Annotated in this window: 19 protein-coding genes and 2 tRNA genes; 16 read left to right on the forward strand and 5 right to left on the reverse strand. The window is 38.0% G+C overall.

The features are described 5' to 3' along the window. Positions 1-7 precede the first annotated feature (7 nt). Positions 8-646 (forward strand): phosphoribosylglycinamide formyltransferase, encoded by a 639-nt coding sequence (purN, locus tag ACT2CV_RS04760; RefSeq protein WP_464973648.1) that lies wholly within the window; start codon positions 8-10, stop codon positions 644-646. A 30-nt stretch (positions 647-676) separates the two neighbouring features. Here the strand turns inward: purN and ACT2CV_RS04765 are convergent, their stop codons facing one another. Beyond that, positions 677-1,012 (reverse strand): helix-hairpin-helix domain-containing protein, encoded by a 336-nt coding sequence (locus ACT2CV_RS04765; RefSeq protein WP_464973649.1) that lies wholly within the window; start codon positions 1,010-1,012, stop codon positions 677-679. Between the two features lie 247 nt (positions 1,013-1,259). Between ACT2CV_RS04765 and ACT2CV_RS04770 the strand changes: the two genes are divergently transcribed. The 3 genes from ACT2CV_RS04770 to ACT2CV_RS04780 are packed head-to-tail and all read left to right on the forward strand — an operon-like array spanning position 1,260 to position 2,981. Continuing rightward, positions 1,260-2,366, forward strand: a complete 1,107-nt coding sequence (locus ACT2CV_RS04770) for a transglutaminase-like domain-containing protein (RefSeq protein WP_464973650.1) — start codon at positions 1,260-1,262, stop codon at positions 2,364-2,366. Next, positions 2,341-2,694, forward strand: coding sequence for a hypothetical protein (locus tag ACT2CV_RS04775; protein WP_464973651.1), 354 nt, complete (start codon positions 2,341-2,343; stop codon positions 2,692-2,694). The genes ACT2CV_RS04770 and ACT2CV_RS04775 overlap by 26 nt, the downstream gene beginning before the upstream one ends. Continuing rightward, positions 2,691-2,981: a heavy-metal-associated domain-containing protein gene (locus ACT2CV_RS04780; RefSeq protein ID WP_464973652.1), complete on the forward strand. Its 291-nt coding sequence runs from the start codon at positions 2,691-2,693 to the stop codon at positions 2,979-2,981. The genes ACT2CV_RS04775 and ACT2CV_RS04780 overlap by 4 nt, the downstream gene beginning before the upstream one ends. 69 nt (positions 2,982-3,050) lie before the next feature. Here ACT2CV_RS04780 and gltS read toward each other — a convergent pair whose 3' ends face one another. Beyond that, a complete protein-coding gene (gene gltS, locus ACT2CV_RS04785; protein WP_464973653.1) occupies positions 3,051-4,229 on the reverse strand; it encodes a sodium/glutamate symporter in 1,179 nt (392 codons plus the stop codon). A gap of 1 nt (position 4,230) precedes the next feature. After that, complete coding sequence (locus ACT2CV_RS04790; protein ID WP_464973654.1) at positions 4,231-4,917, reverse strand: RraA family protein; 687 nt, start codon at positions 4,915-4,917, stop codon at positions 4,231-4,233. A gap of 114 nt (positions 4,918-5,031) precedes the next feature. Between ACT2CV_RS04790 and ACT2CV_RS04795 the strand changes: the two genes are divergently transcribed. The 6 genes from ACT2CV_RS04795 (at position 5,032) to ACT2CV_RS04820 (ending at position 12,471) form a co-directional block, all read left to right on the forward strand. Beyond that, complete coding sequence (locus ACT2CV_RS04795; protein WP_464973655.1) at positions 5,032-5,979, forward strand: LysR family transcriptional regulator; 948 nt, start codon at positions 5,032-5,034, stop codon at positions 5,977-5,979. Positions 5,980-6,099: 120 nt separating this feature from the next. Beyond that, a complete protein-coding gene (gene leuS / locus ACT2CV_RS04800; protein WP_464973656.1) occupies positions 6,100-8,682 on the forward strand; it encodes a leucine--tRNA ligase in 2,583 nt (860 codons plus the stop codon). 53 nt (positions 8,683-8,735) lie between these two features. Then, the gene (locus ACT2CV_RS04805; RefSeq protein WP_464973657.1) at positions 8,736-9,434 is read left to right on the forward strand and encodes a DUF8095 domain-containing protein; all 699 of its coding nucleotides are present in this window, start codon (positions 8,736-8,738) and stop codon (positions 9,432-9,434) included. A gap of 11 nt (positions 9,435-9,445) precedes the next feature. Then, complete coding sequence (locus tag ACT2CV_RS04810; RefSeq protein WP_464973658.1) at positions 9,446-9,940, forward strand: LPS-assembly lipoprotein LptE; 495 nt, start codon at positions 9,446-9,448, stop codon at positions 9,938-9,940. Positions 9,941-9,952: 12 nt separating this feature from the next. After that, a complete protein-coding gene (gene holA, locus ACT2CV_RS04815; protein WP_464973659.1) occupies positions 9,953-10,990 on the forward strand; it encodes a DNA polymerase III subunit delta in 1,038 nt (345 codons plus the stop codon). Positions 10,991-11,130: 140 nt separating this feature from the next. Further along, complete coding sequence (locus ACT2CV_RS04820; RefSeq protein WP_464973660.1) at positions 11,131-12,471, forward strand: anaerobic C4-dicarboxylate transporter; 1,341 nt, start codon at positions 11,131-11,133, stop codon at positions 12,469-12,471. An 89-nt stretch (positions 12,472-12,560) separates the two neighbouring features. Here the strand turns inward: ACT2CV_RS04820 and folD are convergent, their stop codons facing one another. Then, positions 12,561-13,409 (reverse strand): bifunctional methylenetetrahydrofolate dehydrogenase/methenyltetrahydrofolate cyclohydrolase FolD, encoded by an 849-nt coding sequence (folD, locus tag ACT2CV_RS04825; RefSeq protein WP_464973661.1) that lies wholly within the window; start codon positions 13,407-13,409, stop codon positions 12,561-12,563. Between the two features lie 169 nt (positions 13,410-13,578). On the opposite strand from folD, the gene ACT2CV_RS04830 reads away from it, so the two are divergent. From ACT2CV_RS04830 to ACT2CV_RS04845, 4 genes are all read left to right on the forward strand, one after another. Then, a tRNA-Pro gene (locus ACT2CV_RS04830) sits at positions 13,579-13,655 on the forward strand. A 24-nt stretch (positions 13,656-13,679) separates the two neighbouring features. After that, positions 13,680-13,756, forward strand: a tRNA-Arg gene (locus ACT2CV_RS04835). Between the two features lie 148 nt (positions 13,757-13,904). Next, complete coding sequence (locus ACT2CV_RS04840; protein WP_464973662.1) at positions 13,905-14,480, forward strand: DUF8095 domain-containing protein; 576 nt, start codon at positions 13,905-13,907, stop codon at positions 14,478-14,480. Between the two features lie 11 nt (positions 14,481-14,491). After that, on the forward strand, positions 14,492-14,773 hold the full coding sequence (locus tag ACT2CV_RS04845; protein ID WP_464973663.1) for a hypothetical protein: 282 nt from the start codon (positions 14,492-14,494) through the stop codon (positions 14,771-14,773). 43 nt (positions 14,774-14,816) lie between these two features. On the opposite strand, the gene ACT2CV_RS04850 is transcribed toward ACT2CV_RS04845, so the two are convergent. Continuing rightward, positions 14,817-16,634 carry an AMP-dependent synthetase/ligase gene (locus tag ACT2CV_RS04850; RefSeq protein ID WP_464973664.1) on the reverse strand — a complete coding sequence of 606 codons (1,818 nt, stop codon included), beginning with the start codon at positions 16,632-16,634 and terminating at the stop codon, positions 14,817-14,819. Between the two features lie 123 nt (positions 16,635-16,757). On the opposite strand from ACT2CV_RS04850, the gene ung reads away from it, so the two are divergent. Continuing rightward, positions 16,758-17,426: a uracil-DNA glycosylase gene (gene ung / locus ACT2CV_RS04855; RefSeq protein ID WP_464973665.1), complete on the forward strand. Its 669-nt coding sequence runs from the start codon at positions 16,758-16,760 to the stop codon at positions 17,424-17,426. 8 nt (positions 17,427-17,434) lie between these two features. Further along, on the forward strand, positions 17,435-18,211 hold the full coding sequence (gene yaaA / locus ACT2CV_RS04860) for a peroxide stress protein YaaA (RefSeq protein WP_464973666.1): 777 nt from the start codon (positions 17,435-17,437) through the stop codon (positions 18,209-18,211). The last annotated feature ends 1 nt before the right edge of the window (position 18,212 follow it).

Genomic DNA, 18,212 nt, shown 5'->3' on the forward strand with positions numbered 1-18,212 from the left:
AAATTTTATGAAAAAAATTGTTATTTTAATTTCTGGAACGGGCATTAACTTACAAGCCATTATGGACGCTTGTGAAACCAAAATGATCAATGCCGAAATTTGCGCGGTGATCAGTAATAAAGCGGGTGTACTAGGTTTAGAAAGAGCAAAAACTGCAAAAATTCCCACCGCAGTTTTTGAGCGTAAAGATTATGACAATAATCTTGAAATGGATAAGGCGATTGCTGATTATATTGATCATCTTGAGGCGGATTTAATTGTCTTAGCTGGTTATATGAAAATCTTGACCTCGGCATTTACTCAACGTTTTGACGGAAAAATTCTAAATATTCATCCTTCACTTCTGCCAAAATATCCGGGGTTAAATACCTATCAGCGTGCATTAGAGGCGGGCGATACTGAACATGGCACGACAGTTCATTTTGTGAATGAAGAAGTGGATGGTGGCGCAATTGTTTTGCAAGCCAAAGTACCTATTTTTCCAGAAGATACAGTTGAAGACATTGAACAACGGGTCAAAATTCAAGAAACGCAAATTTATCCATTGGTGGTTAAGTGGTTTGTAGATGATCGTTTACAACAAATTAATGGTAAAGCTTATTTGGATAATCAACAGCTACCAGATAACGGTTATGCTAATGAATAAAAAATGGCGGTTATTCCGCCATTTTGTTTTTTAGAACACAATACGATCTCTATTTTTTTCTAATGTGGCTTTGCCAATACCTTGAACTTCAAGTAACTGTTCTGCTGCGGTAAAAGCGCCATGCTTCTCACGATATTGCACAATGGCTTCAGCTTTCTTTGCTCCAATACCAAGCAATGCTTTTTGAATTTCACTTGCAGTTGCTGTGTTAATATTCAGCTTTTCTCCAACGACAATGGGCATTTCTGTTTTCACTGCGCTATTGGATTCAGAATTTGCCGTCTGAGTTTCTGCAAACAAGGATTGGCTATTTAATAAGGTTCCCAATAAAATGGCAGAACCTAATAAGGTTTTGATTAATTTCATAGATTTTTTCCTTTCATTAATATAGAACTGTTGAGTTTGCTCAACGAGGTTACTTTTGTCGAAGGCATAAAATCTTGCAATTATTTCACCGCACTTTTGGAATTTACATCACAAAAGGAAACAAAATTTCGTCAAAAATAGCACTTTCTATTTTGCTGATTTGAGCGTATGCTTAAAACATATTTTCTTACTGCGAGAAAGTATAAAAATATAGCAAGTTTGTTTATTTATCACATGGAGTTTTCCTATGAAAAAATGGTTTTTATCCACCGCACTTTTATGTGCACCTCTCTTTGTGCAAGCGGATACGCTTCCAAATTATCACACGACTTCACATAAATATGAATTAACACAAAATTATGATCTCCAAGTGCCGAAAGGATCACAAGGCGAAATGAAATTATGGGTGCCTTTGCCTTTTAATAATGAATATCAAGAAGTGGAGTCCATTCAGTTTGAAGGCAATTATCAGCAGGCTTATATTACAGAAAATAATGCCTATGGTGCGAAAACCTTATTTGCAACTTGGGATAAAAATGCGGATAAACGTGAATTAAAAGTGACTTTGTTAGTGCAGACGAAAGATCGCGAACCTATGTTACAAAAGGCGTTATCTGCTTATCAAACACCAGAAAAAATTACTTATCCTGTTGATGTGTTGCCTTATTTACAAGCAACGGATCATATAAAAACTGACGGTATTGTTAAGCAATATGCCGATAAAATTGTCGGTACTGAAACGAATCCATTGAAAAAAGCGGAATTGATTCATCGTTGGATTGTGAACAATATGGAACGTGATAATTCAGTGTTAGGTTGCGGTGATGGAGATGTAGAAAAAATTCTTACCACAGGCGTACTAAAAGGTAAATGTACGGATATTAATTCTGTCTTTGTTGCTTTGGCTCGCGCTTCGGGAATTCCTGCTCGAGAAGTGTTTGGTATCCGTTTAGGTCAAGCGATAAAAATGGGGAAATATTCAAAAGGGGCTTTTGGGAAAGCAGATGATAAAGGTGTTGCTGATGTCAGAGGTGGACAACATTGCCGCGCAGAATTTTATTTAGCGGGTTTTGGTTGGGTGCCAGTGGATTCTGCTGATGTAGCTAAAATGCGTTTAGCAGAGAAAAAAGCGGTACAAGATCCTGATGTGCAGCAAGTGGCGAATTATTTATTTGGTAACTGGGAAATGAACTGGATTGGCTTTAATTATGCGCGTGATTTCGATCTTTTCCCGTTACCAGAAATCGCACCATTAAATAATTTTGGCTATCCTTATGCAGAAATTGGCGGTGACCCATTAAATTCATTCGATCCAAAAGAGTTCAAATATGAATTTATCTCAAAACAACGCTAATCGACGTTTTATTGTAAGCTGTGTTACTGCTGTCGTTGCAGCAGTAACTTCAACCCTGTGTTGTATTGGACCGCTCATTTACTTATTATTTGGCGTTTCTTCCACGTGGTTGATTGGGTTTGGCGAATATGAATATTTACGTATTCCCATGCTAATTCTCTCTTTGGGGGCTTTTGGCTACGGCTTTTGGTTATTGGTATTTTCTAAGCGCATTATTTGTACTAAATACCTTCCGCATCGCCAATTGTTAGTCTTATATTGGATAATGTTTATCGTTATTTTATTTTTCTTACTGTACCCGACAATTTTACCTTGGTTTTTAGAATGAAAAAATTAATTCAACTGCTCACAATGTGGGGCTTGCTTATTGGTTCTGTCCAAGCCACTACGTTACAAAATGATGAGAAAAAAGTGGTTATGCATATTAAAGAAATGACGTGCCAACTTTGCGTTTACTTGGTGAACAAAGAACTACGAAATGTGGAAGGCGTGCTGCATACCAAAGCAAATATTAAAGAACGAAATGTGAATATTCTCGCTAAAAATTCCGTTGATAATGAAAGCCTAAAACAAGCCATTTATAAGCTCAACTATTCCGCAGAGATTGTAGAGTAGGGAAAAGTGCGGTACATTTTCGGTGAGTTTTTATATGTGAAAAAAGGGAGCTTTATGCTCCCTTTTAAGTTATTTGAATAGGTTAATAAATAATGTAATGATTAATGGATTACTGATATTGATAAAGATAACAGTAATTACAGGCAATATAAACCAAGCAGTTGGTGCGGGACCGTTTTTCTCAATAACTGCTGCCATATTTGCCATCGCATTTGGCGTTTGACCTAAACCAACGCCGCAATGTCCTGCTGCCATAACTGCAGCATTATAATTGCCACCCATTGTACGGAATGTGATGAAATATGCCCATAGCATCATTACCACAGCTTGCGCAATGAGGATCACAATCATTGGGAGTGCGAGATCTAATAATTTATTGATATTTAATGTCATTAATGCCATTGATAAGAATAAATTAAGTGAAATATCGCCAATCACATCAATTTCTTTCATTCTAATTTTTAGAATATTTAAATCTGCGATATTACGAATGATTGCACCGCCAAATAAACAGCCCACATAGTATGGGAATGTTAATCCTGTCTTGTTTAATAAAATAGAAATATAGGATCCTATCAATGCAGCAATTAAAATCATTACGACACTATTGAACATATTTTTACTGTTTAGCTCAAAGATTTCTGATTTCTTTTGATTATCATCAGCGAGATCTTCACTTTTCAGATTATGTTTTGCGATTAAACGTTTAGCAACAGGTCCACCAATAATACTGCCTAATAGTAAACCAAAGGTTGCTGCAGCGATACCTACGGTTGTTCCACCTTCTGCACCAAATGATTCTAGCGTTGGACCAAATGCTGCACCAGATCCAATACCACCTGACATTGAAATAGAACCCATTGCAACACCTAGTAGTTTATTTAAACCAAAGAGTGAAGCTAAACCTACACCAACAAGATTTTGAACAAAGAGGAATAATACTGCGCCAATAGCAAGAATAGCACCTAAACGCCCACTCTTTTTCATTACATTAATACTGCAAGTAAAGCCAGTACAAGTAAAGAAGAGGTTCATAAAGAAATTTTGTAAAGTTCCAGTTAACTTAATCTCAAATAAGCCTAATTTTAAGACTATAAATGTGAGAAAACTAAATATTAATCCACCAATAACTGGTGCTGGAATAAAATAGATTTGAAAGAACCGCACTTTTGTTTTGATATAGCTACCTAATAAAAATACAATTGCGGCTAAACCTACGGTTTGTAATAGATCAAAAGTAATAGTCATATTATGCTTCCTCAATAAACTCGCATTGGCTATCGGCTAATTTTTTATGTAACCAACTTAGATTTAATTTTTTATGTGTTCGGATTTCATCTAACATTTGTTTTTCTTTTTCGATAATTTCTTTAGAACGAACTAAAACGGTATCTAGATATTCTGGTTTAATCGCGATTACACCATTTTCATCGCCAACGAGAATATCGCCAGGACAAATGGTTTTTCCTGCAATATTGACGGGTACATTGATTTCTCCTGGACCATTTTTATATGGACCATTTGGATTTGTTGCGCACGCAAAAACGGGTAAGCCAATATCACTCACATCTTGTTTATCACGAATTGCGCCATATACGACAATACCTGCTATGCCCCGTTGTTTCGCATATTCAACCATAATCTCTCCACAAAGAGCTCTGCCTGTATATCCTTCCCCATCAACTACGATGACATCGCCAGCTTTAGCGTTTTCAATCGCATAATAAAATAGCAGATTATCACCTGCTGGTACACGCACAGTATAAGCGCTACCTAATAAGCGGTTTTTGCTTGTTGCAAACATATTATTTGAACAGCAAGCAGTACGATTTGAGCTGTCACCTAGAATAGTGACAGGAATGCTACGCAGCTGTTCAATTTTGTCTTTTTCAACTCTTGAAAAGTCTTTCACAATTTTAAAACCAGGATTTTGCATTTTTTTCTCCACTATTTACTTAAAATCGGCTTAAAAATAGCAAGCTTGTAAATTATAGTAAAACGAATATTTTAGATATATAATATCGATATATTCGATATTTTCGGAGGGGATATGACATTTGATCAGATAAAAACCTTTTTAACTGTTGTTGAATTTGGCAATATTTCAGCCGCTTCTGACAGTTTGTTTGTCACCCAATCAACAATCAGTAGTCGCTTACAATCTTTAGAGCAAGAATTAGATGTTTGTTTAATGGTGCGCAGTAAAGGAATAAGAAATATTGAATTAACTTCCCAAGGGAAAGCGTTTGTTCCCATTGCTCAGCAATGGATGTCTTTGTGGAAAGATACGAGGCAATTACAGCAAATACAGGATATTAAAACGTTAAATATTGGTAGTGTAGATTTAGTGAATAATTTTACTTTTGTACCATTCTTTCAGCGTTACGCGACAGAGCATCCAAATGTTAAATTGGGTATTCATACCTTTCATTCTTCTGAAATTCATAATTTAGTCGAAAGTCGGCAAATGGATATTGGGTTTGTTTTTAGTCAGATGAAATATAACGACATTATTTCTAAGCCTGTTTATCGTGAGCAGATGTACTTGATTTGTAACAAAAATAGCCCTTATTATGATTTTATTCATCCAAATGAATTGTCTGTGAAAAATGAGATATTTCTTGCATGGGGACCTGATTTTCGACAATGGCATGATGCGCATTGGAGTCCTTATGAACACCCATTTATTACTGTGAATACCGGCTCATTAATCTCAAGATATTTAACAAAAAAAGAGCATTGGGCGATTGCTCCTATGTCGCTAGTTTCTTTTTTACGCCAATATTTAGATATTTCTTGCTATCGAATCCAAGAACCACCAACTCCGCGAGTGTGCTATCAACTCACCCATCGTTACGCTAAACCGAGCTATATTGAGACTATTAACCAATTTGAACAATCATTACAAAATTTTATCAATTCCAATGATAATATTTGCCGTTTTGAGCCATGGATGTTTGAAAGCAATGAATTAGCGAAAGAGCCAATTTTATTTTAGTCGATTAAATCAGCAAAATTACTTGAAGCTTAATGCAATTTTTACGATTTTAGGCTATCCTATACCACATTTTCTAATTTAGTTTTTTACCGCAAGTGCGGTTAAATTTAAGGTGATTTTATGCAACAACAATATAATCCAAGCGAAATTGAACCTCGCATTCAGCAATTTTGGGCTGAAAACAAGGTGTTCAAAGCGATTAAAGATACTTCAAAAGAGAAATACTATTGTCTTTCTATGTTCCCGTATCCGTCAGGTCGTCTGCATATGGGACACGTGCGTAACTACACCATTGGCGATGTGATTTCTCGCTACCAACGAATGAACGGGAAAAATGTGTTGCAACCAATGGGTTGGGATGCGTTCGGTTTGCCTGCGGAAGGGGCAGCGATTAAAAACAAAACTGCACCAGCAAAATGGACATACGAAAACATTGCCTATATGAAGAAACAGTTGCAATCCTTAGGTTTTGGCTTCGACTGGGATCGTGAAATTGCCACCTGCAAACCTGATTACTACAAATGGGAACAGTGGTTCTTTACCGAGTTGTATAAAAAAGGTTTAGTGTACAAAAAAACATCCACAGTAAACTGGTGTCCGAACGATGAAACCGTGTTGGCGAATGAACAAGTGCACGAAGGTTGTTGCTGGCGTTGTGATACGCCTGTGGAGCAAAAAGAAATTCCGCAATGGTTCATCAAAATCACGGATTACGCTGAACAACTTTTAGGTGATTTAGATCACCTTCCGAACTGGCCTGATCAAGTGAAAACGATGCAACGCAACTGGATCGGTCGCTCTGAAGGGGTGGAAATTACCTTTGATATTCAAGACAGCCAAGAAAAATTAGCGGTCTACACCACGCGTCCTGATACGTTCTTAGGTGTGAGCTATGTGGCAGTGGCAGCAGCGCATCCATTAGCAACTTTAGCAGCAGAAAATAATCCTGATTTAGCTCAATTTATTCAAGAATGCAAAAACACCAAAGTGGCAGAAGCCGAATTAGCCACAATGGAGAAAAAAGGAATGGCGACCGGTTTATACGCTATTCATCCACTCACAAAACAAGCGGTGCCAATTTGGGTGGCAAATTTTGTGTTAATGCACTACGGTACGGGTGCAGTAATGGCAGTGCCTGCACACGACCAGCGTGACTTTGAATTTGCACAAAAATACGATTTGCAAATTAAACAAGTGATCGCACCGCTTGATAACAGCGAGTGGGATTTCAGCCAAGCAGCCTTTACTGAATACGGTAAATTAGTAAATTCTGCGGAATTTGATGGCTTGGAATTTGACGGTGCATTCAACGCTATTGCGGATAAATTGACCGCACTAGGCGTGGGTAAACGCCAAGTGAATTTCCGCTTACGTGACTGGGGCGTGTCTCGCCAACGTTATTGGGGGGCTCCAATTCCAATGCTAACCCTTGAAAATGGCGACGTAGTGCCAGCCCCAATCCAAGATTTACCGATTGTATTGCCTGAAGATGTGGTAATGGACGGCGTGAAGAGCCCAATCAAAGCCGATACAAATTGGGCGAAAACCACTTACAACGGACAACCTGCGTTAAAAGAAACGGACACTTTCGACACCTTTATGGAGTCGTCTTGGTATTATGCACGCTACACCAGCCCACAATATCAACAAGGTATGTTAGACAGCGAAGAAGCGAATTACTGGTTGCCAGTGGATCAATATATCGGCGGTATCGAACACGCTACAATGCACTTGCTCTACTTCCGTTTCTTCCACAAATTGTTGCGTGATGCGGGTTTAGTCAGCAGTGATGAACCAGCGGATAAATTACTCTGTCAAGGTATGGTGCTTGCTGATGCATTTTACTACACCAGCCCAACTAACGAACGTATTTGGGTCAGCCCAACGGAAGTGACTCTTGAGCGTGATGAAAAAGGCCGTATCGTCAAAGCCTTTGATAAAGAAGGACGTGAGTTGGTGCATTCGGGTATGACCAAAATGTCCAAATCGAAAAACAACGGTATCGATCCACAAGAAATGGTGGAAAAATACGGTGCGGACACGGTTCGTCTGTTTATGATGTTCGCTTCTCCGGCTGAAATGACGTTGGAATGGCAAGAATCAGGCGTGGAAGGGGCAAAACGCTTCTTAGGTCGTTTATGGAATTTAGCGTTTGAATACCAAAAAGATCCTGCAAAAACTGCGTTAGATCCAACCGCACTTTCAGCTGATCAGAAAAATCTTCGTCGTGAAGTGCATAAAACCATCGCTAAAGTGAGTGATGATATTGGTCGCCGTCAAACTTTCAACACTGCAATTGCAGCGATTATGGAGTTGATGAACAAATTGACCAAAGCACCACTTACAGGCGATCAAGATAAAGCGATTATGGCGGAAGCCTTAAGTGCTGTAGTGCGTATGCTTTACCCAATCACACCGCACATCTGCTTTGAATTGTGGAAAAATTTGGGCAACCAAGACAGCATCGACTTCGCACCTTGGGTGCAAGCCGATGAAAAAGCGATGGTGGAAGACGAAAAACTCGTCGTGGTTCAAGTAAATGGTAAAGTGCGTGGCAAAGTGACTGTGCCTGCGGATATGTCTGAAGAAGATATTAAAGCTGTGGCACTTGCTGATGTCAATGTACAGAAATTCCTTGAAGGTTTAACCATTGTGAAAACCATTTATGTGCCGGGCAAATTATTCAGCTTTGTAGCAAAATAATTTGTTAGAATGGGCAGGAAAAGCTCTTCCGCCCATTATTACGGGATATTGTTATGAATTGGCTTAGAACCGCAAAAATTAGCCTTATTTGCACCGCACTTTTAGGTTGTACGAGTGGTGTAGAGGAGTTTGAATGGCGCCCTTATAAAGATATTGATGGTGTCATCAAACAAATGCGTTTTGCAGAAGAAACAACTGCGATGGAATATGAGCAACCCGCAGAAAAACGCGATCTTACGCATTTTCAAGGTTATGCGGTAAGTCGTAATGAAGGTGTGGAACAACGCATTGGCTACCTTGCATTATTGCGTAATGCCGAGGGATATATGGCAACGATTTTTAATGTGCAAGGTCAATCCCTTAATCCTCAACGTCCTGATGATTTGGCAAACTTAGCGAAGGCAAAAATAGTTGATTTTTATGAGTTTGGGCAATTTCGATTAGGGCATGCGAGATTCAGTGGTAAACAAGCGGTTTGCCAAGATTTCAAGGGAAAAAATGGTGTAGATTTAATTATGACCACCAATTATTACCCTGAAAATAGCTTTACAGATTTTTATACAAGTTTAATCAATGTAAAATTGCATGCGCAGTCCGCACCAAAAGAAATTGGCTACACACCAAGTTTTACGGGTAATAATGATCGTTTGCAGCAGGAAATACGGACTTCGGAACAAAAAAAGGGTAAAAAAATAGCACAAGATAATGTGTTAGAAAAAGCCAGTATTTTATTTAATATTCTTTGTAAATAAAGGTTTAATCTATGTTAAAACAAGTTAAAGTCGCTTTTATCACTACGGGCATTTTATTACTAAGCGCTTGTGGTTTTCATTTCCAAAATGGGCAATTAGTACCAAAAAGTTTGCAAGTGATCAAACTAGAAAGTAGCGATCCTTATAGCGATATGTCATTAGCAATGCGCAAACAGCTACAAGTCAATAATATTACTGTAGTGGAACAAAATGATGTGCCTGTATTGCGTATTAATAAAATTGCTAGCAACGATAGCGTCGTTTCTGTATTTAAATATGGTCGTGAAGCAGAGAAAATGTTGTTTTTACAAGTTGAGGCAAGCGTGAAATTTCCGCATAAAGATGCTTATCCAATCTCTGTAAAAGTTAACCGCACTTTCTTTGATAACCCACGTGCAGCTTTGGCAAAATCAGCGGAAAAAGAGATTATTTTACGTGATATGAATGAGCAAGCTGCTCGTCAAATTATCAGCAAAATGGTAGCGTTACAGCACCAAGTTCAATAGTTATTGGCAAATATGAATCGTATCTTTACTGAGCAATTGGCGGCTTCACTAAATAATAGGTTACAGCAAATTTATTATTTGGTTGGGCAAGATCCTTTATTGCTGAGTGAAAGTGCAGATTTAATTTGGAAAGTGGCTAATCAACAAGGCTTTGATGAAAAGATCGAAGCCGATATTGATAATAATACGGATTGGGATGATTTACTTGAACGTTGCCAATCCTTAGGTTTATTTTTTAATAAGCAGATTATTTATCTTAATCTGCCAGAAAACCTCACCGTTGCTTTACAAAGTAAATTGGATGAATTGATTTCATTAATCAATGAAGATTTGCTTTTCGTTTTCCAAATGGCGAAATTTCCTAAAACAGCGGAAAAACAAGCTTGGGTAAAAAAATCCCTCGAATTTGAACCGCACTTAGTCTTAGTCAACTGCCAAACACCAACCATTGAACAATTACCCAAATGGCTTACCCACCGAACCAAAAATATGGGAATGAATTTGGAACAAGATGCCATTCAGTTCCTATGTTATAGCCATGAAAATAATTTACTTGCCCTAAAACAAAGTTTAGATTTGTTGTTTTTATTGCATCAAGATAAAAAACTGAGTTTGCAGAAAGTTCAACAAGTGGTGGAGCAATCTTCTATTTTTACCCCTTTTCAATGGATTGATGCATTGTTAGAGGGTAAATTTCAACGTGCAAAACGCGTGTTGCAAGGTCTGAAAATGGAAGATGTGCAGCCTGTCGTCTTGCTACGTATTTTCCAACGTGAATTGATGATCATGCTTGAGTTGTCCAAACCACAACAATCCATCGCTGATTTAACTCAGAAGTTACCCGTTGAGCAATTGCGCCAGAATTTTGATCGCATGAAGATCTGGCAAAATCGACGCACTTTTTATGTAGCAGCTTTCCAACGCCTAACTTATCAAAGACTCTATTTAATTATTCAACAACTAGCCGAAATTGAACGCCAAACCAAAATGGACTTTTCCGCAGATTCTTGGTCACAATTAACTGAACTTTCTGCACAATTCTGTGCATAAATTTCCTTTATTCTTTTATATTTAAGTTAAAGTTTGATTTAGATAAAGATTTTCCTATCTTTTAGTTAAAAAGATTGTAAATTTTTATAAATTCAGTATCATTCCCGACCTGAATCAATTAACTCTTTAAAGGTATATTTATGCTCTATTTAGAATTTTTATTCCTACTATTAATGTTGTATGTAGGGAGCCGTTTCGGTGGTGTCGGCCTTGGTGTCGTCTCTGGTATTGGTTTAGTGATTGAAGTATTCATTTTCCGTATGCCAGTTGGTAAAGCACCCGTTGATGTGATGCTAATTATTTTAGCGGTAGTGACCTGTGCTTCTGTACTTGAAGCCGCGGGTGGCTTAAAATTTATGCTTCAAATTGCGGAAAAAGTACTGCGTAGCAATCCAAAACGCGTGACTTTATTAGGTCCAATCGTCACCTATTTAATGACATTTATGCTTGGTACGGGCCACTCAGTTTATTCCATCATGCCAATTATTGGTGACGTTGCGTTAAAAAATAAAATTCGTCCAGAGCGTCCGATGGCTGCCGCTTCTGTTGCTTCTCAATTGGCAATTACCTCAAGCCCATTATCAGCAGCAGTAGTATTCTATTTAGGTAAGATCATTCAAATTCCAGGTTTTGAGCATATCTCATTACTGCATATTATTGGTGTGACTGTACCAGCTACGTTTGTGGGTACTATTGCATTATCTTTATATAGTATTCGTCGCGGTAAAGAATTAGAAGATGATCCTGAATATCAACGTCGTTTACAAGATCCTGTTTGGCGTGAGCGTATTTTAAATACAACAAGTACAACTTTAAATGAAAAATTACCTGCCTCAGCAAAACAATCGGTATATCTTTTCCTATTGTCTTTCGTAGTGATTACTATCATTGCAATGCTACCTGAGATTCGTACGGTTGGTATCGGTGAAAAAATTAAACCAATTTCAATGTCATTGATTATTCAAATGATGATGTTGTGTTTTGGCGGTATCATTTTGTTAGTGACAAAAACAAATCCACAAACTGTACCAAATGGTGTGGTGTTTAAATCAGGTATGGTTGCGGCTATCGCAATCTTTGGTATTGCTTGGATGAGTGATACTTACTTCCAATTCGCGATGCCAACATTTAAAACAGCAATTATGGATATGGTGAAAACTTACCCTTGGACCTTTGCATTAGCATTATTTGTCGTGTCTGTGGTAATTAATAGCCAAGCAGCAACTGCAGTCATGCTCTTGCCGGTGGGATTAGAGTTAGGTATTCCAGCGCCAATTTTAGTGGGTTTAATGCCAGCAACCTATGCGTACTTCTTTATTCCTAATTACCCATCGGATATTGCAACGGTTAACTTTGACGTATCAGGTACAACGAAGATTGGTAAATACTATTTTAACCACAGTTTCATGATGCCTGGTTTAATCGGTGTGATTACAGCCTGTGTCGTGGGTGTAGCGATTGCCGAATTAATTATTCAATAATCAAAAAGTGCGGTTAAAAAACGTTGAATTTTTTCACCGCGCTTCTCATAAAAAAACGCTCAATATATTGAGCGTTTTTTTGTTTGTTCTTAATGGGTTTCGTAAGCAGCTAAGGTATTATGCATTAGCATTGCTACAGTCATTGGACCGACACCGCCCGGAACAGGTGTGATGAATTTTGCTTTTTCAGTGGCTTTATCATATTCAATATCGCCTTTGAGTTTGCCGTCTGCTCCACGATTTATACCGACATCAATTACAATAGCACCCGACTTAACCCAATCGCCAGGGATAAATTCAGGTTTACCCACCGCTACAACGAGAATATCCGCTTGGCGAACATGGCTTTCTAAATCTTTCGTGAAACGATGTGTTACTGTTACTGTACAGCCAGCGAGCAGTAATTCCAACGCCATTGGGCGCCCTACAATATTAGAGGCGCCAACAACCACTGCATGTTGACCATATAAATCTACCCCCGTAGTTTCTAGTAGTTTCATCACGCCGTAGGGGGTGCATGCACGTAGCGTAGGGATACGTTGGCATAAACGGCCAACATTGTATGGGTGGAAACCATCAACATCCTTATTTGGTGCAATGCGTTCAATGACTTTTGTGCTATCAATATGAGCGGGGAGAGGTAATTGAACCAAAATACCATCGATACTTTCATCATTATTGAGTTGATCAATTAAGCTCAGCAATTCTTGCTCTGATGTACTTTCGGCTAAGTCATAAGATTTTGATTGAATACCAATCTCAGCACAACTTTTACGTTTGCTGCCTACATAGACTTGAGAAGCAGGATCTGAACCCACTAAGATTACGGCTAAACCTGGATTTCGTTTTCCTTGAGTAACATAGCTCTCTATTTTTTGCGCTACTTCAGATTTGATCTTTTTAGCAAGTTCTGTGCCAGAAATTACTTGTGCAGTCATTCGATTTACCTTTCATTCAAGAAGTTACGGAAACGTTTGCTATTTTGTCAGAAAACATATGGAAATGCGAATAAATTTATTAAATTGAGATAATTTTAATCGATTGAGTTAAAAAGCAAAAAAAATGATTGACTGAAACAGAAAGCCATCTATAATTACCAACATTCGTCGGCGAGTAGCGCAGCTTGGTAGCGCAACTGGTTTGGGACCAGTGGGTCGTAGGTTCAAATCCTATCTCGCCGACCACTTCTTATCATATCCATTTGAAATGCGCCCTTAGCTCAGCTGGATAGAGCAACGGCCTTCTAAGCCGTAGGTCATTGGTTCGAATCCAATAGGGCGTGCCATTGTTTACTATTCTTACTGATCCGATTTTATATATTTAGCTTTAAATTTGACCAAAAGTCATTATATAATGATCTATGGTTGTAATTTTATCTCTCTAATAGGATTGTTTTTTATTTTGTGCATAACTTAATAAGGGAATTTTTATTTATGAAATATCAATTGTTTGTGGCTATCATTTTGGCTAGTTTTTGCAGTTTGAATGTTATTGCAAATAATTCTGTATCTATTCATATTTCAGAAGATGGTATTATAAGTACTCCTCAAACACCAGTTAAGGCTGATAATGCAAAAAAGATTTATATTAATGAGGATAATTTAAAAACATTAGATCCTAAGAATCAACAAGATGCTAATAAATTAGCAAATAGTATTGAATTTGAAGTTTATCGGATCAATGAGGATAGTCAAACTCATACAGTTTTTTTAGCTGGAGAAGGCGTATGTGATGGCTACAAAAATAGAGGAGTTGAAGTAACGGACTCAGCGACTTATTATATAAAAGATGATTCTAAAGACGAATATTATGCTAATGTTTCTGGTGGAGTGTTGAATGACAAGGGCATTGCGAGGAAAGTGCAATATGCGTCGGTGTTTAATGTCAATGATGAAGCCTTATCAAATCGTCTAAAAGAACAAGATAAATTGAAAGGTAGAAAAATTGCAGAACAGAATTTAAAGGATAGAGGTAATATGCTATCCAATGATGTCTGTCATACAAATTAAAGGTATTTAAAATGAAGAAAGTTGTTATTATTTTATCTCTATTTTTAGCTGCTTGTAGTAGCCATCAAACTGTCGGTGAACCACAAGCGCCATTGGATATGAAAGCTGTAGAAGCTTATAATGCAAAAGTATATAGCGGTAAAACAGTGCAGCATAAGCAAGTAAAAGAAACTGCGGTTGATATGCCAATAAACGCAAGTGATTCTCAACCAAAAGTTTCTACAAGAGGCTCATCCAGATATCCTGTTGTATTGATGCCGTCTATTGGCTATCACTACGGATATTATCGTTAAAAATTAATTAAAAAAAGACCGCACTTTTCAGTGCGGTTTTGTTTTATTCATTGTCGCTCTTGCTGTTTTTCTTTGAATTGTACATGGCTTCAATTTGTTCACGATAACGCTGTAAAATGACTTTGCGTCGTAATTTTAAGGTTGGCGTGATTTCTTCCATTTTTGTACTAAATGCCTTTGGCAATAGGGTAAATTTCTTAATTTGTTCAAAATGCGCCAATTCTTTTTGCAAATCATTAATGCGTTTTTCAAACATTTGTACAATGTCAGAATGTTTGATTAATTCTAATCGATCTTGGTACTTAATATTCAATTGTTTAGCGTAAGATTCTAAACTCTCAAAACAAGGTACGATAAGGGCGGACACGTATTTCTTAGCATCAGCAATCACTGCAATTTGCTCAATGAATTTATCCTTGCCAACAGTGCCTTCAATCAATTGCGGGGCAATATATTTGCCATTGGAAGTTTTCATTAGTTCTTTAATACGATCTGTAATATAAAGGTTACCTTCCGCATCAAATTCTCCAGCGTCCCCTGTTTTGAGGAAACCATCTTCTGTAAAGCTTTCCGCTGTTTGCTGTGGATTTTTATAATAGCCACGCATGACCATGCCGCCTTTGACTAAAATTTCATTATTTTCGCCGATTTTTACTTCTGCACCAGGCATTAATGTCCCAATAGAATTTGGGTTAAAGACTAAGTCATTCCAACAAGAAACGGTTGCGGTAGTCTCTGTCATGCCATAACCCAGTTTTACATTTAAGCCAATGCTATGAAAAAATAAACCAATAGTGGATTCCAGTTTGGCGCCACCGCAAGGCATCATTCTAATGCGTCCACCTAATAGTTGACGTAATTTACTTAGTACTAATTTATCCGCTAAGCGATATTGTGTTTTTAACCACCATGAAATCGACTGCTTTTGAGCTTTTGCATGGAGATGCATTTCGCCGACCTTGATTGCCCAATTAAATAATTTTCTGCGATACGCTGGTGCTTGTTGTACTTTATCCCAAACCGCGGTGTAAATTTTCTCATAAAAGCGAGGTACCGCACACATCAGCGTTGGACGAACTTCCGCCAGCGTTTCTCTTACTTGGTTAGTGTCTTCCAAATACGCATTGGTTGCACCTTTATGTAACACATAAGCTACCCAAGCGCGCTCAAAAATATGTGAGAAAGGAAGGAAAGATAAAGACACGTCCTCAGGAGTAACATCAAGTAATTGATCATGTGCCCAAAGTTGATGGGCTAAGTTTGCATAATCGAGCATTACCCCTTTAGGTTCGCCAGTGGTACCTGATGTATAAATGATCGTGAAGAGATCATCTAAACTAATTTGTGTGAGACGTTGTTGTAACTCTGCTTCTGCTTGTTCTGACGTATTTTGAATAAAATCTTGCCAGTGGTAAGCAATTGAGCAATTGTGTAATTCAATGCTGTCTTTCATTGCCACAATTTTTTCTAAACGTGGGCATTTTTCTATGACTTCAAGCATATGATCATATTGTTCTTGGTCACCCACAAACAAAATTTTCATATCTGAATTGTTGACAATAAATGCGGCTTGGTTTGCGGTATTGGTAGCATAAATCGGCACTGTGACTGCGCGAATTTGTAAACCGCCGATATCAGCAATCGTCCAGTTAGGCATATTTTGTGCAAAAATACCGATTTTATCCTGAACTTGAATACCTGAGTGAATTAAGGCTAAGCTGATATTATCTATTTGTTGTTGAAAATCTGTCCAACAAATATCTTGCCATTGTCCCTCTTTTTTATAACGAAGTGCGGTGCGTTTGGCTTGAGTTTTTGCTTGTTGTCGAACTCGTTGAATAAAATGAAAATCCAAGTTCATGTATTGTTCCTGTTTCTAGCGTACAAGTGTTCGCTAATATAAACACTTTTACTAATAAAAGCTAGAGAAAAGACAAGAAAATTACTATACTTAGCACAATTGAAATCGGTATAGGAAAGCGCAATGGATACTTGGAAAATGGCGATTGGTGCTGAAAAAGAGCAGCCCTATTTTCAACAGATTTTGGCCAAGGTACAGCAAGCTCGTTCTGAAGGAAAAGTTGTTTATCCGCCACAGGCTGATATTTTTAATGCTTTTAAATTAACAGAATTTGGCCAGGTCAAAGTGGTGATTCTAGGACAAGATCCTTATCATCGCCCAAATCAGGCTCATGGTTTAGCTTTTTCTGTTCGACCACCAGTGCCAGCACCCCCTTCATTGCAGAATATGTATAAAGAACTGCAGTTAGAATATGCTGATTTCCAAATTCCTAATCATGGTTCGCTGATTTCATGGGCAGAACAAGGCGTGTTGCTACTCAATACCGTTTTAACTGTTGAAGAGGGAAATGCCAATTCTCATGCGAATTTTGGTTGGGAAACTTTTACTGATCGTGTCATTGCAGTGTTAAATGAACAGCGTGAAAACTTGGTCTTTCTATTGTGGGGAAGTCACGCACAGAAAAAAGGTCGGTTCATTGATCGTAAAAAACATTTAGTATTGACTGCGCCACATCCTTCGCCACTTTCAGCACATCGTGGTTTTCTGGGGTGCGGTCATTTTATGAAAGCCAATGAATATTTGCGTCAACATCAATTGACGGAAATTAATTGGCATTTGAATAATATTTGAGGATAGATATGTTAGCTATTATTTCGCCCGCGAAAACATTGGATTATGAAAGTGCGGTGCCAAAATTTGAATTTTCACAACCGCAGTTGACGGCTCATAGTGCTGAGTTAATGGCAGTTTGTCGTGACTTATCGCCAGCTCAGATTGCCTCTTTAATGTCTATTAGTGATAAATTGGCAACACTAAATACCGCACGTTTTGCTGAATGGGCAGTGGAACACAATGAGCAAAATTCACGCGCTGCGATTTATGCATTCAAAGGCGATGTTTATACTGGATTATCAGTTGAAGAGTTGAACTCACAAGATATTGCCTTTGCGCAACAACATCTGCGCATGTTATCGGGATTATATGGCTTGTTGCGTCCTTTGGATCTAATGCAGCCTTATCGTTTAGAAATGGGCACGAAACTGGCTAATACAAGAGGTAAGGATTTGTATCAATTCTGGGGCGATATCGTAACTGAGCATTTACAACAAGCATTAGATCAACAAGGCGATAATGTGTTGATTAATTTAGCTTCTGATGAATATTATAAAGTCGTAAAACCTCATTTGTTGAACGCAAACATTATTAAACCTGTGTTTTTAGATGCGAAAGCTGGTAAGTTTAAAGTGATTAGTTTTTATGCTAAAAAAGCCCGAGGTTTGATGTGCCGCTATATGATCCAAAATGCGTTAACAAAACCGGAACAGCTCAAAGCATTTAATTTAGAAGGTTATTGGTTCGATGAAGAGTCATCAACTGCACAGGAATGGATCTTCAAACGTGATAGAGGAGAATAAA

This window comes from Reella acinonychis, from assembly GCF_052384575.1.
Taxonomy (GTDB): Bacteria; Pseudomonadota; Gammaproteobacteria; order Enterobacterales; family Pasteurellaceae; genus JBQSUQ01.

What these genes read in the sequence shown, in the direction of transcription:
- purN (WP_464973648.1), top strand. Translation starts at nt 8, where the DNA reads ATGAAAAAAATTGTTATTTTAATTTCTGGAACGGGCATTAACTTACAA.
- ACT2CV_RS04765 (WP_464973649.1), bottom strand. Translation starts at nt 1,012, where the DNA reads ATGAAATTAATCAAAACCTTATTAGGTTCTGCCATTTTATTGGGAACC.
- ACT2CV_RS04770 (WP_464973650.1), top strand. Translation starts at nt 1,260, where the DNA reads ATGAAAAAATGGTTTTTATCCACCGCACTTTTATGTGCACCTCTCTTT.
- ACT2CV_RS04775 (WP_464973651.1), top strand. Translation starts at nt 2,341, where the DNA reads ATGAATTTATCTCAAAACAACGCTAATCGACGTTTTATTGTAAGCTGT.
- ACT2CV_RS04780 (WP_464973652.1), top strand. Translation starts at nt 2,691, where the DNA reads ATGAAAAAATTAATTCAACTGCTCACAATGTGGGGCTTGCTTATTGGT.
- gltS (WP_464973653.1), bottom strand. Translation starts at nt 4,229, where the DNA reads ATGACTATTACTTTTGATCTATTACAAACCGTAGGTTTAGCCGCAATT.
- ACT2CV_RS04790 (WP_464973654.1), bottom strand. Translation starts at nt 4,917, where the DNA reads ATGCAAAATCCTGGTTTTAAAATTGTGAAAGACTTTTCAAGAGTTGAA.
- ACT2CV_RS04795 (WP_464973655.1), top strand. Translation starts at nt 5,032, where the DNA reads ATGACATTTGATCAGATAAAAACCTTTTTAACTGTTGTTGAATTTGGC.
- leuS (WP_464973656.1), top strand. Translation starts at nt 6,100, where the DNA reads ATGCAACAACAATATAATCCAAGCGAAATTGAACCTCGCATTCAGCAA.
- ACT2CV_RS04805 (WP_464973657.1), top strand. Translation starts at nt 8,736, where the DNA reads ATGAATTGGCTTAGAACCGCAAAAATTAGCCTTATTTGCACCGCACTT.
- ACT2CV_RS04810 (WP_464973658.1), top strand. Translation starts at nt 9,446, where the DNA reads ATGTTAAAACAAGTTAAAGTCGCTTTTATCACTACGGGCATTTTATTA.
- holA (WP_464973659.1), top strand. Translation starts at nt 9,953, where the DNA reads ATGAATCGTATCTTTACTGAGCAATTGGCGGCTTCACTAAATAATAGG.
- ACT2CV_RS04820 (WP_464973660.1), top strand. Translation starts at nt 11,131, where the DNA reads ATGCTCTATTTAGAATTTTTATTCCTACTATTAATGTTGTATGTAGGG.
- folD (WP_464973661.1), bottom strand. Translation starts at nt 13,409, where the DNA reads ATGACTGCACAAGTAATTTCTGGCACAGAACTTGCTAAAAAGATCAAA.
- ACT2CV_RS04840 (WP_464973662.1), top strand. Translation starts at nt 13,905, where the DNA reads ATGAAATATCAATTGTTTGTGGCTATCATTTTGGCTAGTTTTTGCAGT.
- ACT2CV_RS04845 (WP_464973663.1), top strand. Translation starts at nt 14,492, where the DNA reads ATGAAGAAAGTTGTTATTATTTTATCTCTATTTTTAGCTGCTTGTAGT.
- ACT2CV_RS04850 (WP_464973664.1), bottom strand. Translation starts at nt 16,634, where the DNA reads ATGAACTTGGATTTTCATTTTATTCAACGAGTTCGACAACAAGCAAAA.
- ung (WP_464973665.1), top strand. Translation starts at nt 16,758, where the DNA reads ATGGATACTTGGAAAATGGCGATTGGTGCTGAAAAAGAGCAGCCCTAT.
- yaaA (WP_464973666.1), top strand. Translation starts at nt 17,435, where the DNA reads ATGTTAGCTATTATTTCGCCCGCGAAAACATTGGATTATGAAAGTGCG.